At 65.2% G+C, this 16,132-nt stretch carries 18 protein-coding genes and 1 riboswitch; of the genes, 7 read left to right on the plus strand and 11 right to left on the minus strand.

What is annotated here, in order from left to right; all coding sequences use genetic code 11:
* Position 1: 1 nt before the first annotated feature.
* From AWB70_RS04255 to thiC, 7 genes are all read right to left on the minus strand, one after another.
* On the minus strand, positions 2-529 hold the full coding sequence (locus AWB70_RS04255) for a hypothetical protein (RefSeq protein WP_053567804.1): 528 nt from the start codon (positions 527-529) through the stop codon (positions 2-4).
* 100 nt (positions 530-629) lie between these two features.
* A complete protein-coding gene (locus tag AWB70_RS04260; RefSeq protein ID WP_053567805.1) occupies positions 630-1,562 on the minus strand; it encodes a DMT family transporter in 933 nt (310 codons plus the stop codon).
* A gap of 100 nt (positions 1,563-1,662) precedes the next feature.
* Positions 1,663-3,264: an L-lactate permease gene (locus AWB70_RS04265; RefSeq protein ID WP_053567806.1), complete on the minus strand. Its 1,602-nt coding sequence runs from the start codon at positions 3,262-3,264 to the stop codon at positions 1,663-1,665.
* Between the two features lie 243 nt (positions 3,265-3,507).
* On the minus strand, positions 3,508-3,636 hold the full coding sequence (locus AWB70_RS39495; protein ID WP_268760500.1) for a hypothetical protein: 129 nt from the start codon (positions 3,634-3,636) through the stop codon (positions 3,508-3,510).
* Positions 3,637-3,887: 251 nt separating this feature from the next.
* Positions 3,888-4,400 (minus strand): hypothetical protein, encoded by a 513-nt coding sequence (locus tag AWB70_RS38950; RefSeq protein ID WP_053567807.1) that lies wholly within the window; start codon positions 4,398-4,400, stop codon positions 3,888-3,890.
* A 200-nt stretch (positions 4,401-4,600) separates the two neighbouring features.
* On the minus strand, positions 4,601-4,804 hold the full coding sequence (locus AWB70_RS04275; RefSeq protein WP_374730226.1) for a YMGG-like glycine zipper-containing protein: 204 nt from the start codon (positions 4,802-4,804) through the stop codon (positions 4,601-4,603).
* Between the two features lie 229 nt (positions 4,805-5,033).
* Entirely contained in the window at positions 5,034-6,965 is a 1,932-nt protein-coding gene (gene thiC / locus AWB70_RS04280) for a phosphomethylpyrimidine synthase ThiC (protein WP_053567808.1), read from the minus strand.
* 141 nt (positions 6,966-7,106) lie between these two features.
* Positions 7,107-7,248, minus strand: a riboswitch (TPP riboswitch).
* A 219-nt stretch (positions 7,249-7,467) separates the two neighbouring features.
* On the opposite strand from thiC, the gene AWB70_RS04285 reads away from it, so the two are divergent.
* The gene (locus tag AWB70_RS04285; RefSeq protein ID WP_053567809.1) at positions 7,468-8,409 is read left to right on the plus strand and encodes an EamA family transporter; all 942 of its coding nucleotides are present in this window, start codon (positions 7,468-7,470) and stop codon (positions 8,407-8,409) included.
* A gap of 325 nt (positions 8,410-8,734) precedes the next feature.
* A complete protein-coding gene (locus tag AWB70_RS04290) occupies positions 8,735-9,517 on the plus strand; it encodes a DUF4397 domain-containing protein (RefSeq protein ID WP_053568106.1) in 783 nt (260 codons plus the stop codon).
* Positions 9,518-9,661: 144 nt separating this feature from the next.
* On the opposite strand, the gene AWB70_RS04295 is transcribed toward AWB70_RS04290, so the two are convergent.
* Complete coding sequence (locus AWB70_RS04295) at positions 9,662-9,796, minus strand: entericidin A/B family lipoprotein (RefSeq protein ID WP_014190935.1); 135 nt, start codon at positions 9,794-9,796, stop codon at positions 9,662-9,664.
* 183 nt (positions 9,797-9,979) lie between these two features.
* Positions 9,980-11,431, minus strand: coding sequence for a sensor histidine kinase (locus AWB70_RS04300; RefSeq protein WP_053568107.1), 1,452 nt, complete (start codon positions 11,429-11,431; stop codon positions 9,980-9,982).
* A 233-nt stretch (positions 11,432-11,664) separates the two neighbouring features.
* Here AWB70_RS04300 and AWB70_RS04305 point away from each other — a divergent pair, with 233 nt between their 5' ends.
* From AWB70_RS04305 to AWB70_RS04325, 5 genes are all read left to right on the plus strand, one after another.
* A complete protein-coding gene (locus AWB70_RS04305; RefSeq protein ID WP_008350561.1) occupies positions 11,665-11,841 on the plus strand; it encodes a DUF1328 domain-containing protein in 177 nt (58 codons plus the stop codon).
* Between the two features lie 60 nt (positions 11,842-11,901).
* Entirely contained in the window at positions 11,902-12,063 is a 162-nt protein-coding gene (locus tag AWB70_RS04310) for a DUF1328 family protein (RefSeq protein WP_008350559.1), read from the plus strand.
* A 204-nt stretch (positions 12,064-12,267) separates the two neighbouring features.
* On the plus strand, positions 12,268-12,843 hold the full coding sequence (locus tag AWB70_RS04315) for a ferritin-like domain-containing protein (protein WP_014190937.1): 576 nt from the start codon (positions 12,268-12,270) through the stop codon (positions 12,841-12,843).
* Positions 12,844-12,948: 105 nt separating this feature from the next.
* A complete protein-coding gene (locus tag AWB70_RS04320; protein WP_053567810.1) occupies positions 12,949-13,581 on the plus strand; it encodes a response regulator in 633 nt (210 codons plus the stop codon).
* A gap of 35 nt (positions 13,582-13,616) precedes the next feature.
* A complete protein-coding gene (locus tag AWB70_RS04325; RefSeq protein WP_053568108.1) occupies positions 13,617-14,033 on the plus strand; it encodes a response regulator in 417 nt (138 codons plus the stop codon).
* On the opposite strand, the gene AWB70_RS04330 is transcribed toward AWB70_RS04325, so the two are convergent.
* Positions 14,012-15,226, minus strand: a complete 1,215-nt coding sequence (locus AWB70_RS04330; protein ID WP_053567811.1) for an MFS transporter — start codon at positions 15,224-15,226, stop codon at positions 14,012-14,014. The two genes, AWB70_RS04325 and AWB70_RS04330, sit on opposite strands and share 22 nt — an antisense overlap.
* Before the next feature lie 70 nt (positions 15,227-15,296).
* Positions 15,297-16,097: a phosphodiesterase gene (locus AWB70_RS04335; RefSeq protein WP_053567812.1), complete on the minus strand. Its 801-nt coding sequence runs from the start codon at positions 16,095-16,097 to the stop codon at positions 15,297-15,299.
* Positions 16,098-16,132 lie beyond the last annotated feature (35 nt).

Consider the following 16,132-nt stretch of genomic DNA (forward strand, 5'->3'; position numbering starts at 1 on the left):
GTCAGCCTTGCCGCCACGTCGGCGGGACGTCCACGCGCGGGCCGAGGAAATACGACTTGAGCGCAACGCGTCCGATCACGCGCCCGAGTTCGGCGAACGCGCAGTAGTTGCCGATCATGAGGAAGAGAAGAATCTGAATCGCCCAGAACTGCGGCCAGTTGATATGCGCGAGGAGTTCGTGATGCGCCGCCGCCAGGCCGTGCGTCTCCTTCCAGAATTCGAATAGACGCTCGAAGTAGTGCAGGATGCCGGCGACGATGGTGTAAATGAGCGTTTTCCACGCCGCATTCCAGACGAGCGGATGGTCCGGATAGCGATTGATGAACGGCAGCATGTTGGCGAGCAACACGGACTTGCCGAGAATCAGCGAAGCGAAGACGACCGAAACCGACGTCGGCAGCGAGATGCCGGTGCCTTTCAGCATCAGCGCGCGAATGATGACGACGGCATTCAGAAGAACGAAGAAGAAGAGCGTGGGCGGCACCATCTTCATCATTTCATGCTTCAGCTTGGCGAACGAAACGGCCATGTCGGCTCCTTGCGCAAAAAGCGCGAAGGATGACGCGGCTTCCCGTAAGACGCAACGCGCATCCAAATAATTTGACGGATGCGCATGCGCGAGCCCGGCCTTACGGCGCGAGCTTGCGCCGCCCCGCAAAGGACGTGCGCTTCACCGCGCCGGTGGCGAGCGCCGTGCCCGCGAGCACGATCGCGCAACCCGTCATCATCACGAGCGAGACGTGCTCGCCGAGAAAGAGCGCGCCCCACAAGATGCCGAAGAGCGGGATGACGAACGTCACGGTCATCGCGCGCGCGGGACCGGCCACCGCCACCAGATGGAAATAGATGAAGTACGCGATGCCCGTGCAGCCGATGCCGAGCGCGAGCACCGCGCCCCATGCGTGCGCGGACACCGGCGCGGCGGGCCACGTGAAGAAAGCGATCGGCGCGAGCGTCAGGGTGGCGCCGATCATGCTGCCGGCGGCGTTGGTCATCGCGTCGACGTCCATCAGATACTTTTTTGCGAAGTTGCCCGCGACGCCATACAGCGCCGATGCCGCGAGCGCCGCGGCCGCCGCGAGCATGCCTTGCGTGGGCAGCGCGGCGTCGTGGCCCGCGTGCTCGGGCGCGATCTGGTTCCACACCAGCACGAGCACGCCCGCGAAACCGATCGCCATGCCGATCGTGCGCGCGGTCGTCAGACGGTCGCGCAGCCACAGATACGCGACGAGCGCGCCGAAGAGCGGCGTCGTCGCGTTGATGACGGACGTCGCGCCGGCCGAAAGCGTCAGCTCGGCATACGCGAAAAGGCAGAACGGGGCGGCCGAGTTGAGAATGCCGACCGCGAGCAGTTGCGGCCAGCGTGCGCGCAGCGTCGCGGCGGTAGCGGCGAGCGGACGGCGCGCGAGCAGCATGCCGCCCAGAAACAGCGCGCCGATGCCGACGCGCAAGGCCATCAGCGGCGCGACGCCGAACTCGGCGACGCCCACGCGGATGAAGAGAAACGACGCGCCCCATAGGGCGGCGAGGACGATCAGTTGCAGCAGATTGGCGGGTGACATGGCGGGCGGACTTCGGTATGCATAGCGAAAGTCCGCGCATGGTAGCACCGCGCGCGTCTCGAAAAGACGCTTGCTGAAAGACTGCGCAAGAAACGGGAGATCAGTGCGGCGGAATCATCCACGTCAGCACGTTCTGTTGCAGCCAGACGAGCACGCCGAGCAGGATCGTGAGCAGGATCGAATGCCAGAACGTGCGCGCGAAGACGAGGCCTTCCTTGCCCTTGAGCTCGGTCGTGGCCACGCCGGTGGAGATGTTCTGCGGCGAGATCATCTTGCCCATCACGCCGCCCGACGAATTGGTCGCCGCCATCAGCACCGGATTGAGATTGAGCTGGTTCGCCGCCACGACCTGAAGATTGCCGAACAGCGCATTGCCCGACGTATCGCTGCCGGACAGGAACACCGCCACCCAGCCGAGGAAGGCGGAGACGAGCGGGAAGAACGGCCCGACCGACGCGACGCCCAGGCCCAGCGTGTAGTTCATGCCCGAGTAGTTCATCAGATACGCCAACCCGACGATGGTCGCGACCGTGAGAATGGCGATGCGCGTCTGCACCCAGGTATCGGCGATCGCCGCGCTGTATTCCCGCGCGGGCAGCTTCACCATGAGCGCGGTGATGATCGACGCGACGAGAATCGCGGTGCCCGTCGCGAGCGGCTGGAAGTCCCAGATCGCGCCGTAGGGCTGGTTGTAGAGCGTGATGTAGACGGCTTTGTCGAGACCCGGCCACGCGATTTTCACATCGCCGATCAGGAAGATCTTCAGCACCGTCCACACGATCACGACCACCGACACGACGATCCACGGCACCCAGCCGTGGCCGCCCGAGAGCGTCGCGTCCGTGCCCGGAAGGCGCTCGGCGTTGACCGCGAAGCGCTCGTCGGCGACGGGCTTCCACACGCGCAGAAACGCGATCGTCAGGATCAGCGAGACGAGCGATGACAGCACGTCGGTCAGCGCATAGCTGATGAAATTCGACGTGACGAACTGCGTGAGCGCGAACGCGCCGCCGGAGACAAGCAGCACCGGCCAGATGCGCAGCATGTTGCGAAAGCCCGCATAGACGCCGATCACGTAGAACGGCAGGAAGAACGCGAAGAGCGGCAACTGGCGGCCGACCATTTTCGCGAGGGCGTCGGTGGGCAGGTGCGTGACCGCGCCGAGCACGGTGATCGGCACGCCGAGCGCGCCGAATGCAACCGGCGCCGTGTTGAAGATCAGCGTGAATGTCAGCGCTTCGAGCGTCGGAAAACCGAGCAGGATCAGAAGCGAACTCGTGATGGCGATCGGCGTGCCGAAGCCCGAAATGCCTTCGAGCAGCGCGCCGAACGAAAAGCCGATCACCACGAGCACGATGCGCCGGTCGTTCGGCAGGTTATCGACCATCCACTGGCGAAAAGCCTCGAAGCGCCCCGAGCGTTGTGCGACGTTGTAGAGCAGGATCGCCGCGAACACGATCCACATGACCGGCCACAGCGCGAACACCGCGCCGGCCGCGACCGAATCGAGCGCGAGCCCGACCGGAAAATGCCAGCCCGCCACGGCGATGACGAGCGCGAGGATCAGGCCCGCGAGCGACGCCTGCCATGCCGGACGGCGCGCCCAGCCGAGCAGCACGAGCACGAGCACGATCGGCAGCGCGGCGACGACGAAAGAAGCGAAGAGGGAATGGGCGATCGGGGTGAGAAGCTGATGGAACATCGGGTCTCCTTGCCGGGGTCATGTGCGGCAGCGGCGACGAGCCGATACCGCGCTCGCGCGTGGCGTTCGATGTCCTGCTTCGCTGCGGTCGCCGGTTAAGCAAGCGCATAACGCGCTCACTAAGAATAGGGCGCGAACGGCTGGCGTCAAGGAGTCAATGGCGGTTCATTGCGGCGCGGGCGTCGCGCAGGGACGTGACGGGACGCGCCGCATGCGGGCGCGTCGTCACAGGCGAAGAGACAATCAGCTTTCGGCGATGGCGGCGGGCGTGCCGTCGTCGCGGCCGGCGGGCGGCGTCTGGCGAAACACCCAGACGGTCAGAAGGGCGAGCGAGGCGAGCATCCACGCCAGGAAAAACAAGAAGGCCATCATGTCCGATCCCCCGATACGGAAAGCGTGTGCGGAAAAATGTGCTGCGGTAATAGGGGAGCTATATAGCCAGAAGCATGCCAATCGTCTGGCGAAATCGGCCGATGCCTTGTCGGATAAGGAAAGTGTCGGGGCGCACAAAGTGGTTCGAGGCGTGCGCCGCCAGATTTGAGTCGGAAAATGTTGCAGCGATGTTACGCGACGCCGTTTAAGCCGATGTTTGTCTCATCTGATGTAACGGTCCGATGCGCCGTTCAGTGCCCGCGGCCGCCTCCGCCGTGCCATCCGCCTCCACCGCCGCCGTGCCAGTTGTTGCCGCCGCCGCCATGCCATCCACCGCCGCCGCCGTGCCAGCCGTGTCCGTTCCAGCCGCCGCCGTGCCAGCCGCGGCCCCAGCAGCATCCGCTGCCGCCCCAGTAGCCGAAGCTGAATGAGACCGCGGGATAGCCATAGCCGTAGCCGTAATAGGCCGGGTACGCCGCATAAGGCGGGTAGTAAGGATAGGGATAAGGGTACGGATAGGTCTGGTAGTAATCGGCGTAAGGCGCTCCGACCGCGTACTCGTACTGCGGTGGAAGCGTGGCCGCCGCCGCGCCGGATGCCGCCTGTCCGGGCAGCGAGAATTCGCGCTGGACGTAGGTCGCGTCGACGACGGGATAAGACGGATACGCCGGATAGCCGTAGTAATAGCACCCGCTGACGAGAAGCCCGGCAGCGAGCGCGACGGCGGCCGTTGCGGGTCCGGAAATGATGCGGGCGGAAATCATGATGCTGCTCCTTGCACTGCGGCTTGCCGGACCTCTGAATCGGATGCGAAGCGTGCGGGTCCGTTAAGGAGAAGCTTAGTCGACCGGCGCAGGACCGACACCGTGCGTCACGTCAAAAAGCGTTACGGCGCGCGATTTTGTATCAGATATGAAACAACGGGTCGCTTCGGGCGAGGCGTCGCGCCTCGCCGCCCGGAAGATTACTTGCCGACCTGATTGCCGATGACACCCCCGACTGCCGCGCCGCCGAGCGTCGAAAGCGCGCTGCCGCCGATGACCGCTCCGCCCGCCGCGCCCACGCCGGCGCCGATCGCGGTATCCCGTTGACGCGTGGTCATGTCGCCGCAAGCGGTCAGTCCTCCGAGGAACGCAACGACCATTGCAGCGGCGCCGATCTGTCTCATGGTTTTCATGTCGACTCTCCAATTCGATGATGAAGTGAATCGGCTGCGAAGCGCCGTTCGAGCGTTCGGACGTTTTCGCCGGTTCATTCAGGCATCAGCACGAAAAGTGCCCGAATCCTCCGATTAACCCGGTCAGCCAGTTCCCGCAAGGCTTTGCGCCGCGCGAAGGCAAAAAAAACGGCCTGCCGCACGTCTCGTGCGACAGGCCGTCGTCAGCCTTAGGCAAGCATCACGTCGGCTGATAGATTTCCGCGCCTTTCTTCACGAACTCGATCGCCTTCGTCTCCATGCCTTTGGCGAGCGCCTCGTTTTCGGACACGCCTTGCTTCGCGGCGAAGTCGCGCACGTCCTGCGTGATCTTCATCGAGCAGAAGTGCGGGCCGCACATCGAGCAGAAATGCGCGACCTTGGCGGAATCCTTGGGCAGCGTTTCATCGTGGAATTCGCGCGCCTTGTCCGGATCGAGGCCGAGGTTGAACTGGTCTTCCCAGCGGAACTCGAAGCGCGCCTTCGAGAGCGCGTTGTCGCGCACCTGCGCGCCCGGATGACCCTTCGCCAGATCGGCCGCGTGCGCCGCGAGCTTGTAGGTGATGATGCCTTCCTTCACGTCGTCCTTGTTCGGCAGGCCGAGATGCTCCTTCGGCGTGACGTAGCAGAGCATCGCGGTGCCGAACCAGCCGATCATCGCCGCGCCGATGCCCGACGTGATGTGGTCGTAACCCGGCGCGATATCCGTCGTGAGCGGCCCGAGCGTGTAGAAGGGCGCTTCGTCGCACCACTCCAGTTGCAGGTCCATGTTCTCCTTGATGAGCTGCATCGGCACGTGGCCGGGGCCTTCGATCATCACCTGCACGTCGTGCTTCCATGCGATCTGCGTGAGTTCGCCGAGCGTCTTCAGTTCGCCGAGCTGGGCTTCGTCGTTGGCGTCGTAGATCGAGCCGGGGCGCAGGCCGTCGCCGAGCGAGAACGAGACATCGTATTGCTTCATGATTTCGCAGATGTCTTCGAAGTGCTCGTAGATGAAGCTTTCCTTGTGATGCGCGAGGCACCACTTGGCCATGATCGAGCCGCCGCGCGAGACGATGCCCGTCATGCGGTTGGCCGTCAGCGGCACGTATTGCAGGCGCACGCCCGCGTGAATCGTGAAGTAATCGACGCCTTGCTCCGCTTGCTCGATGAGCGTGTCGCGGAAGATTTCCCAGGTCAGGTCTTCGGCCTTGCCGTTGACCTTTTCAAGCGCCTGATAGATCGGCACCGTGCCGATCGGCACCGGCGAATTGCGCACGATCCACTCGCGCGTTTCGTGGATGTGCTTGCCGGTCGAGAGATCCATCACCGTGTCGCCGCCCCAGCGGATCGCCCACGTCATCTTGTCGACTTCCTCGCCGATCGACGAGCTCACCGCCGAATTGCCGATGTTCGCGTTGATCTTCACGAGGAAGTTGCGGCCGATGATCATCGGCTCGCTTTCCGGGTGATTGATGTTCGCCGGGATGATCGCGCGGCCGCGCGCCACTTCCTCGCGCACGAATTCGGGCGTGATTTCCTTGAGCGCATCCTTGCCGAACGCCGCTGCGCCGAACGCCTGTCCGGCGTGCTGACGGCCCATCATCGCCGCGAGCTTTTCGCCGTTCGGGCCGCTCGACTTCAGGCTTTCGAGATATTCCGCGCGCCGCTGATTTTCGCGAATCGCGATGTACTCCATCTCCGGCGTGACGATGCCGGCGCGCGCGTAGTGCATCTGCGTGACGTTCTTGCCTTCGAGCGCGCGGCGCGGCTTGCGGTGCAGGCCGGGAAAGCGCAGCTCGGCGGTCTTCGCATCGGCGGCGCGTTCGCGGCCGTAGTCGCTCGACAGGCCCGCAAGTTCCTCGGTGTCGCCGCGCTTCTCGATCCACGCGCCGCGCAGTGCTTCCAGACCCGAGCGAATGTCGATGTGCGCGTCCGGGTCGGTGTACGGACCCGACGTGTCGTAGACGTAGACCGGCGGATTCTTCTCGGCGCCGAAGCCATCGGGCGTGTCCGACTGCGTGATTTCGCGCATCGGCACGCGGATGTCCGGCGTCGAACCTTCGACGTAGACCTTGCGCGAGTTCGGCAGGGGCGCGATGGCGGCGGCATCGACGACGGCGTTCTCGGACAGGAACTTGGGGTTGGCATTCATGTGTTGTATCTCCTGTGTGGGACGGTTATTTCCGAAGCGCGACGCGAACGAGCGACACCGAGCTCGGCTGACTCAGGAGCTAAACAGGGAGGAACGAGATGGAAAGGTACGGGTTCGGAAGAAGTGGCGGGATGCTGCAAACCGTCGAACCCGAACGCTTCCCTGCGCTGGCATTATCCAGATCAGGTTCAAAGGGTATTTCTCACCCACGCCGCACGAAGCGATTCGATCGATGAAACCGGTTGAAATCGCGATGCGCAACGCAGGACCCCCGCGTTAGCAGCCGCCACCTTACACCGTGGCGTGGCGTGTTGGCAACCATCTTCAAATTCCGTCGTTCGTAGAGGGCGCTTACTGCATAATGGCGGGCGCCGCGAACTTCCGGGTTTTCCCGAAGATCGAGCGGCCCCTTCCCGCGCCATCCGCCTCTTCGTTTTCCGTCATGCCGTCCTGTCTGGTTTTGCCTGTTTTCGTCCGGCGCGCAGCCGTCGCGGAGTAATGCATGTCCGCTCTGCCGCCGCCGCGTCTGCCGTTCAGTTTTCCCGACCGTTTTCCGTTTCGCGCGCCGCGTTCCTTCAAGGGGCAGGTGGCGCTCGCGCTCGCGGTCGTCTATCTCGTGTGGGGATCGACGTATCTCGGGATTCACCTGTCGCTCGAATCGTTTCCGCCGCTCATGCTCGGCGGGCTGCGCAACCTGTTCGCGGGCGCCGGGCTGTTCGCGATCGCCGTGCATCGCAAGGCGGTGTGGCCCAGCGCGCGGGAAGTGCGCAACGCGGCGATCGTCGGCACCTTGCTCGAAGGATTGTCCAGCGGGATGATGGCCTACGGCATGCGCACCGTCGGCACCGGCACCGCCGCCGTGATGGTGGCCACGGTGCCGCTCTTCGCGACGATCTTCACCGCGCTCGCGGGCCGCGCCGTCGCGAAGGGCGAGTGGTTCGCGGTGGCGTTGGGCCTCGTCGGCATCGTGCTGCTGAATCACGGCGATCCGTCGCCGAGTTCCACGTTCGGCACACTCGCCATTCTGTGCGCGGCGATCCTCTGGGCGGGCGGCGCGCATCTCGCGACCCGGCTGCCGCAGCCTTCCGATCTGCTGATGTCCACGGCCTTGCAGATCGGGCTGGGCGGATTGATCGCGACGGGCATCGCGCTGTTGTCCGGCGAGCGGCTCACGCACGTCGCGCCGGGGGCCGGGCTCGCGTTCGTCTATCTCGTGACCGTCGGTTCGATGGCCGCGTATGTCGCGTATAACTTCCTGATCCGCAACACGAGCACGATCGTCGCGACGAGTTGCCTGTACGTGAACCCGGTCGTCGCGGTCCTGCTCGGCGCGGCGCTGCTCGGCGAGATCATCACGCAGTGGACCGTCATCGCGACGCTCGTCATCCTGCTTTCCGTCGGGCTTTCGTTCTGGTTCGACTATCGGCGGCGCGGGCTGGCCTGAGCGTCCCCGCGTTGTAAAAGCCGCTTCGCGCACCGGCGGACTGCATCGTTCGATGCCGCTCCGCCGCGTGTCTTTCACACGTCCCGAATAATTCCTCTAACGATTCCGGAAGCCCCGTCCTGTATGGCTTTGCCGGGCGCGAGGGAGTCATTCATGTCCCTCAGGGGCACATCCTTTGCTGATGGCAGGCACCCGCATCGCCGGCGCGATTGACGTCGACCGATCGGTCAAGAAAGAAAACAGAACCAGGGTCCACGAATCGGGCGCAAGCCTTCGTCCGGACCCGGCCAACGAGGTGTCGATCAAAATAAAGGAAGGTGAAATCATGAAGCTCATCCGCACCGCTGCCGCGCTCGCTGCCGTCGCTGCTCTGCTCTCCGCTTGCGGAGGAAGCTCCGACGATGTCGGCAAGGAAATCGGCGTCACGCCGCCGGAAGTCCATTTCATTCACGCGATCCCGAGCGGGCCGAACGTCGACTTCTACGACAACGGCAAGATCCTGCAGCCGAATCTCGCGTACAAGACCGTGACCAACTTCGCGAACATCGACACCGGCCAGCACAACTTCTCCTACGCCGCGGTCAACACGACGACGCAGCTCGCGACCGATACCAGCATCAGCAATGCCGCGAAGGGCCACGAGTACACGGTGATCGCGTTGCCGGATGCGGGCTTCGTGCCGTCGATCGCGGTGATCGACGATCCCTTCGACAAGGGACTGCTGTCGACGAGCGCACGGGTTCGCGCCTTCAATGCCTCGACCAACGCGCCGAATCTGGACATCTATCTAGTGGCGCCGGGCACGAACATCGCCAACGTGAGCCCGACGATGGCGGGTGTCGCCTACAAGAACGCCGTGCCCGCGTCGACGCAGGACTCGCTCTATGTTTCCGGCAGCACGTATCAGCTTATCGCGACGCTGCCGGGCTCGAAGACGCCGGTCTATACGTCGGCATCGTTCAATCTCGGCAACAACGCGGACTGGCTCGTGACGACGCTGCCTTCGGGCAACGCGGCTTCGCAACTGGTGCCGGGCAAGATTCGCGTGCTGGTGGCGCAGGGCGGCAACACGCAGCAGCCGGCGCTGGAGTTGCCCGACACGCAATGACGTAGCGGGTGCTAAGAGACTTAGTCCGGCCGCCTATCGCGGCCGGATTTTTTTGCGCCATGCGTGGGAGCAACGGCACAAAAAAATCCCGCCACACGAGGTGGCGGGAAGAGAGGGAACTACAGCAACGCTATGGAACGATTGTTACTTGTGCTGCTCAGCGGAGTTCGAAATGGCCTGGCCGCCCTTCGAAATGTCCTGGCCCGCGCCCGAGACGGTGTTGCAGCCCGCGAGAGCCGCCGTGCCCGCGATCAGCAGCAGAGCGATGAGTCGAGTCATGTTGTATTCCCCTTGGAGTTGAAATGCGTGACAGGAATCGGTTCGCGCATCGTTTCGAGTGACGGACGCCTCATGCCGCCCGGCCTATCGGTCTAGTAATCATAAAAAAGCGCGGCGTCGCGGGCTGTAGGCACGCATGCGATTTTCGTGTCGGCGGCGTCCGCACTTCGTGTCGGCATCGTCTTACGCGGATTGCGCCAGGTCGGTGGCGTCGGCGCTGCGCTCGCGCGGCATCGATACGCTGATCGCCGTGCCGTGCGGCGTGACGCGCTCGATCTCGAAGCGCCCGCCGCGCGCCGACACGCGCTGACGCATGCCGACGAGCCCATGCGTCTGCGTGCGCTTCAGATCCTGCGGACGGATGCCGATGCCATCATCGGTAATCGAGAGCGAGACGTTCTCTTCACCGACGCCAAGCGCCACGCGGATGCGGCTCGCGCGCGCGTATTTCGCCGCGTTCGTGAGCGACTCCTGCGCGACGCGAAAGAGCGCGATCTCGATCGCCTCGCCGAGCTTCACGTCTTCGCCCGGCAAATCGAATTCGATGCTCCAGCCGTTGCGTTGCGCGGCTTCGTCGGCGAGCGAGCGCAGGGCGGTCACGAGCCCGAAGTTGGCGAGCACGGTCGGGCGCATGTCTTCGATGATCCGCCGCTTGAGCGCGATGCCCTGATCCAGATTGCCGAGCGCGCGCGCGAGCTTTTCGGCCATCGCGGGCTCGGCGTCCTTCAGCTTGCCGCGCACCCACGCGACATCCATCTTGCTCGCGGTGAGAATCGAGCCGAGCTCGTCGTGGAGTTCGCGCGCGAGCTCCGTCTTTTCGTTTTCGCTGACGGACTGCAAATGCCACGCGAGCGCTTCCAGTTGCCGCGTGCGCGCGAATACGAGCTGATCCAGCTCCTCCTGCTGCGTGATGAGCGCCTTCTGCACGCGCGCCTGCTTGTCGAGCTGAATGCCCAGATTGCGAAAGAGCAGCAGGAACAACACGATGTTGAGCGCGCATAGCGCAGCGACGCATAGCGTCGAGATGCGCTGATCGGCGCGGCTCGCATCGAGCGCGTGCTGGGCGCGCCGTTCTTCGTTCAGGCGCAGGAGCGCGAGCGCGGCGTCGAGGGTCGCGCTCGTGCCTGCGCTCGCGCTCGCGTCGGCCGGCGTGGGGACGGCGGCATCGGCGGCGTCTTTCGATGGCTCCGCGAGACGCGCCGTGCCGTGCGCGATTTCATCGTCGGCGGCGGCGCGGATTTGCGCGAAGCTCGCGAGCGCCGCGTCGTCGCCGATGCGCCGGTAATACGCATCGAGCGAGGCGAGCGTGCGCCGCACGCGTGCCGCCGTGTCCGCGAAATGCGCCTGATACGCGCCGTCCGGCTTGAGCGCAAAGCCGCGCTCGTCGGCGGTGAGCGTCGCAATATCGGCGGCGAGTGTCGAGAGTTGCGCGGTCGCGCCTTTGGCGTCGAGCGCGGTTTCGTACTCCGCCGCGATCCGCATGCGTCCCGACTCCAGGATCACGAGACCGCCCACGGTGATGACGATCGCGACTGTCATCGCGACGGCCCAGCTATAGCGGCGCATCCAGTCGTTCAGGCGCGACGCGCGATGCGCGATGCCCGCGGGCGCGGGCCGGGCGGCGGCTTTCGGCATGGCGGAGTCGTCGGCGAAGATCGGCGATTCCGGTGGCGAATGAAGTGGCGATTCCCCGGGCAGCATCGTCGGTATGTGGCTCATGGTGTCGTCGGATCGGCGTTTCACGGCGCGCAGCCGATTTGAAAGCAGGTGTCGGTGGATTCCCACAGCAAAAAAGGAGCCTGCCCGAATGCGCGTCCAGAAACGCGTCGCTAGGATGGATGCGTCATCCATTCTTACGGGGAACGATCATGCTCAAGTGGGCATTGTTTTTCGCGATCGTGGCTGTGATCGCCGGCGTGCTGGGCTTTACGGGCGTCGCCGCCGGGGCTGCCGCCATCGCCAAGTTCTTGTTCGTGCTGTTCCTGATTCTCTGCGTCGTGTTTCTGGTGCTGGGCTTCGTCGTCACGAAAAAAGCCATCGATTAGCGCCGCGCTCAGCCGATAGCGCGACACCGGTTCCCATCACCCGTTTTTGCAGGAGGTCACATGCTTCACTACGCTGCTGTCTTTTTCGTCATCGCCCTCATCGCGGCCGTGTTCGGTTTCACGGGCATCGCGGCCGGCGCGGCGGAAATCGCGAAGATCCTTTTCTTCATTTTTCTCGTCGTGTTCGTGGTCACGTTGCTGCTCGGCGTCTTCCGAACGTGACGCGCGGTTCGCGCCGAACCGCGAGCCATCGGGCCGCGCGGGGGATTCTCGTCCGCCGCGCGGCCTTTTCGGGCGATCAGGCATGCCGCATGCATCGCAGTCCCTGATTGAATAGCAGGGCGCTATAGATAAGCCGCGCTTCACGAGCGCGCACGCCCGATCCAGCGACCGTCATCTCATTCCTATCTGTGAGGAGCGAACCAAATGTCCAAATCGTCTGCTGTAAAAGCCGCGCCGAGCCAGTCCACGGACGCCTTCGTCCTCGATCTCGACAAGATTCGCGCCGACGCGCGCCAGCACATGGACGAAGGTCCCGTCACGTCGAGCTATGGCGCCGATCGCGAGACCGTGCTGAAGCTGCTCAACGACTCGCTCGCGACCGAGATCGTCTGCACGCTGCGCTACAAGCGCCACTATTTCATGGCGAAGGGCATCCATTCGGAAGCCGTCGCGCAGGAGTTTCTCGAGCACGCCAACGAGGAGCAGGAGCACGCCGACACGCTCGCCGAGCGCATCGTCCAACTGGGCGGGGAGCCGAATTTCGCGCCCGACAGCCTGAAGTCGCGCTCGCATTCGGAGTACAAGGAAGGCCACGATCTGATCGACATGATTCGCGAGAATCTGATCGCGGAGCGCATCGCGATCGATACGTATCGCGAGATCATCCGCTATCTCGGCGACAAGGACGTCACGACGCGGCGACTCTTCGAAGAGATCCTGGCCGTCGAGGAAGAGCACGCCGACGACATGGCCGATCTGCTCGCCGGCCGCAACGGATAAGGCCTCGCGCGCCGGACGCGCCTTGTGCGCAGCGCGCGCGTCCGGCGCATCCGAACGATGACCGCTCAACTCCTACAAGAACGTCCGGCAGCGCGGACGACCCGAATGATTCGAGTCTTGATAGCCGACGATCACGCGATCGTGCGCAGCGGGTTCCGGCAGTTCGTCGCGGACGAGCCCGACATGGAAGTCACCGCGGAAGCCGCGACGGGCGACGAGGCCATCGCGCGCGTGCGCGAGCAGGCGTTCGACGTCGTGCTGCTCGATATCGCGATGCCCGACAAGAACGGCGTCGACACCTTGCGCGTGATCAAGCAGATCCGGCCGGAGCAGGGCGTGCTGATGCTGTCGGGCTTTCCGGAGAGCCAGTACGCGATCAACCTGCTGAAGGCGGGCGCGAACGGCTATCTGAACAAGGACGCCGCGCCGGACGAAATCGTGCGTGCGATCCGCACGGTGGCGCGCGGGCATCGGTATCTGTCGGAATTCATCGCCGATGCGCTCGCCGACAAGCTCGACAAGCCCGCCGCCGAGCGGCCGCACGAACTGCTTTCGGAGCGCGAGTTCCAGATCTTTTGCAAGCTCGCGGGCGGCCAGATTCCGACGGAGATCGCGCAGGAACTGCATCTGTCGGTGAAGACGGTGAGCACGTACCGCGCGCGCGTGCTGGAAAAAATGCGGCTCGCCAATAACGCCGATCTCACCTATTACGCGATCAAGAACGGACTGATCGAATAGCGGCGCGGAGGGTGCCCGACGTGGGCGATCAAATCATGACCGACGATCGACGAAGAGCGCCGCTCGCGCCGCTTGCGGCGCTGCTGATCGAGGACTCGCCGCTGATCCGCCGCAGCCTGACCGAGGCGATCGAGGCGCTCAAGTCCTGGCGCGTGACCGCGTTCGCCGATACGCCCGACGACGCCATCGCGCTTCTGTCGTCGCAGGCGTTCGACGCGGTGATCGTCGATCTGCAACTGAAGCGCGGCTCGGGTATCGACGTGCTCGCCTGGCTCGAAGCGAGCGGCGTGGCGCGCGCGCGCGGCGCGTTCGTCGCGGTGCTGACCAATCACGCACTGCCGGCGTACCGCGAGCGGTGCCTGCAATTCGGCGTGCGTCACTTCTTCGACAAATCCCTCGAATTCGATCGCGTACTCGACGCGCTGCACGACTACGCGCGCGAGCGCGTCTGAGCGCCTTCGCGTCCGCGCCAGTGGCTGAAGGCGGCCAGCGCCGTCGCGGCGAGCCCGGCCAGGCACACGCCCGTCCAGCCCATCGCGTGCCAGGCGAGCGAGGCCGCCGCCGATCCCAGCGATCCGCCGATGAAATACGCGACCATGTAGACCGTGTTCACGCGGCTGCGCGCTTCGGGCTTGAGCGCGTAGATGCGCGACTGGTTCGAAATCTGCGCGGCCTGCACGCCGACATCGAGCACGATCACGCCGATCACGAGCCCGACGATGCTCGTCGCCGAAAAGGCGAACACGACGAACGACAGCGCGACGAGCCCGATGCACAGCGAAATGACGGCGCGCGGCCCGCGCTTGTCGGCGGATTTCCCGGCGAGTGGCGCGGCGAGCGCCCCCGCCGCGCCGACGATGCCGAACAGCCCCGCCGCCTGCGGACCCATGTGAAACGGCGCGCCCGCGAGCAGCAGCGTGAGGATCGACCAAAAGATGCTGAACGCTGCGAAGAGTGCGCCGCCCGTCAGCGCGGCTTCGCGCAGCGCCGCGCTTTCCACGGTGAGACGCCACAACGAGCCGAGCAGCTTGCCGTAGGACAGCGTCGAAGTCGGCCGGCTCTTCGGCAGCCGCGCGATCACGATGACCGCGAGCGCGACGGTCGCGATCACGGATGCGCCGAACACTGCGCGCCAGCCGAAATACTGGGCGACGAAGCCGGACACGGTGCGCGCGAGCAGGATGCCGAGCAAGAGACCGCTCATCACCATGCCGACGGCGTGGCCGCGCTCGGCCGCGGGCGCGAGTTCGGCGGAGAAGGGCACCGCCTGCTGCGCGATGGTCGAGACGATGCCGATCGCAAGGCTCGCCGCGATCAGCACCGCGAGCGTCGGCGCGCTCGCCGCCACGACGAGCGACACGCCGAGCGCCGCGAGTTGCAGCAGAATCAGAAGCCGCCGGTCGAAGCGGTCGCCGAGCGGCGCGAGCACGAGCATGCCGAGCGCATAGCCCAGTTGCGTCGACGCGGGCACCGCGCCGATCAGCCACGCGCTTTCGGGGAAGCTCGCGCGGAAGTCGTCGAGCAGCGGCTGATTGAAGTAGATGTTGGCGACCGAGACGCCCGCGATGGTGGCGAGCAGCCACAGCGTCGCGCGCGAGTAATGCGGATGGCGCTCGGACGGATTCGACTGAGGAGAAGCGGGCATGGATCGCGGGGCATGATGACCAGCCGCCGATCATACGCAAGACGCGCGCGCGCCGCAGCGCGCCGCGCCGTTAGAAAGGCTGCGGCCCGCCGCCCTGTTCGACGCTCACGCAATGCGTGACGAGGCCGAGATCCGCGCGCCACAGATGCAGCCCGAATGCGGGCGGCTCCATGACGAAGGCTTCCGGGCCATCGGGCTTCAGTTGCAGGGCGACCTGATGCGCCGTCGAGGGCGCGCACCACACGATCGTGCCGCCGAAACGCGCGGTGATCGCCCGATGCACATGGCCGCACACGATGCGCTCCACGTTCGGATGACGCCGCAGGAGCGCGTCGAGCGCGCGGCTGTCGTCGGGGGCGAGGCGAATGTCGTCCATGAAGCCGATACCGCACGCAAACGGCGGATGATGCATGGCGATCAGCACGGGCCGTTCGCGCGAGGCGTCGAGCTCCGCTTCGAGCCAGCCGAGGCGGGTTGCGCACAGCCGGCCCGCGCCCGAGCCGGGATCGAGCGTGTCGAGCGCGATCACGCGGACGCCGCCGACATCGAATGCGTACTGGAGGAAGGCCTCGTGGCCCGCGAATTCGGGGCGATCGCCGAACACCGCGCGCAGATTGCCGCGATCGTCGTGATTGCCGGCGAGCACGCGCCACGGCATCTCGAGCGTATCGAGCAGCGTGCGCAGATGCCGGTATTCGTCGATGCCGCCCGCGTCGACGAGATCGCCCGTGACGAGCACCGTGTCGGGGCGCGGATCGAGCGCATTGAGCACGCCGATGGCGCGGGAAAGAAAGGCGGCCGTATCGACGCGGCCGTAGGCGAGCGTGCCCGGCGGCGTGATGTGCAGATCGCTGATCTGGGCGAGCAGCATGCGCGTGTCTCTCCTCGTCGCGGGCGGGGGATCGG

This window comes from Caballeronia cordobensis (genome assembly GCF_001544575.2).
In the GTDB taxonomy this organism is placed as follows: Bacteria; Pseudomonadota; Gammaproteobacteria; order Burkholderiales; family Burkholderiaceae; genus Caballeronia; species Caballeronia cordobensis.

Excerpts from the sequence above, each read along its gene's own strand:
- AWB70_RS04315 (WP_014190937.1), top strand. The coding sequence starts at position 12,268 with ATGTCCAAATCGTCTGCTGTAAAAGCCGCGCCGAGCCAGTCCACGGAC.
- AWB70_RS04335 (WP_053567812.1), bottom strand. The coding sequence starts at position 16,097 with ATGCTGCTCGCCCAGATCAGCGATCTGCACATCACGCCGCCGGGCACG.
- AWB70_RS04255 (WP_053567804.1), bottom strand. The coding sequence starts at position 529 with ATGGCCGTTTCGTTCGCCAAGCTGAAGCATGAAATGATGAAGATGGTG.
- AWB70_RS38950 (WP_053567807.1), bottom strand. The coding sequence starts at position 4,400 with ATGATTTCCGCCCGCATCATTTCCGGACCCGCAACGGCCGCCGTCGCG.
- AWB70_RS04295 (WP_014190935.1), bottom strand. The coding sequence starts at position 9,796 with ATGACTCGACTCATCGCTCTGCTGCTGATCGCGGGCACGGCGGCTCTC.
- AWB70_RS04290 (WP_053568106.1), top strand. The coding sequence starts at position 8,735 with ATGAAGCTCATCCGCACCGCTGCCGCGCTCGCTGCCGTCGCTGCTCTG.
- AWB70_RS04260 (WP_053567805.1), bottom strand. The coding sequence starts at position 1,562 with ATGTCACCCGCCAATCTGCTGCAACTGATCGTCCTCGCCGCCCTATGG.
- AWB70_RS39495 (WP_268760500.1), bottom strand. The coding sequence starts at position 3,636 with ATGATGGCCTTCTTGTTTTTCCTGGCGTGGATGCTCGCCTCGCTCGCC.
- AWB70_RS04320 (WP_053567810.1), top strand. The coding sequence starts at position 12,949 with ATGATTCGAGTCTTGATAGCCGACGATCACGCGATCGTGCGCAGCGGG.
- AWB70_RS04305 (WP_008350561.1), top strand. The coding sequence starts at position 11,665 with ATGCTCAAGTGGGCATTGTTTTTCGCGATCGTGGCTGTGATCGCCGGC.
- AWB70_RS04325 (WP_053568108.1), top strand. The coding sequence starts at position 13,617 with ATGACCGACGATCGACGAAGAGCGCCGCTCGCGCCGCTTGCGGCGCTG.
- AWB70_RS04275 (WP_374730226.1), bottom strand. The coding sequence starts at position 4,804 with ATGAGACAGATCGGCGCCGCTGCAATGGTCGTTGCGTTCCTCGGAGGA.
- thiC (WP_053567808.1), bottom strand. The coding sequence starts at position 6,965 with ATGAATGCCAACCCCAAGTTCCTGTCCGAGAACGCCGTCGTCGATGCC.
- AWB70_RS04330 (WP_053567811.1), bottom strand. The coding sequence starts at position 15,226 with ATGCCCGCTTCTCCTCAGTCGAATCCGTCCGAGCGCCATCCGCATTAC.
- AWB70_RS04285 (WP_053567809.1), top strand. The coding sequence starts at position 7,468 with ATGTCCGCTCTGCCGCCGCCGCGTCTGCCGTTCAGTTTTCCCGACCGT.
- AWB70_RS04265 (WP_053567806.1), bottom strand. The coding sequence starts at position 3,264 with ATGTTCCATCAGCTTCTCACCCCGATCGCCCATTCCCTCTTCGCTTCT.
- AWB70_RS04310 (WP_008350559.1), top strand. The coding sequence starts at position 11,902 with ATGCTTCACTACGCTGCTGTCTTTTTCGTCATCGCCCTCATCGCGGCC.
- AWB70_RS04300 (WP_053568107.1), bottom strand. The coding sequence starts at position 11,431 with ATGCCGAAAGCCGCCGCCCGGCCCGCGCCCGCGGGCATCGCGCATCGC.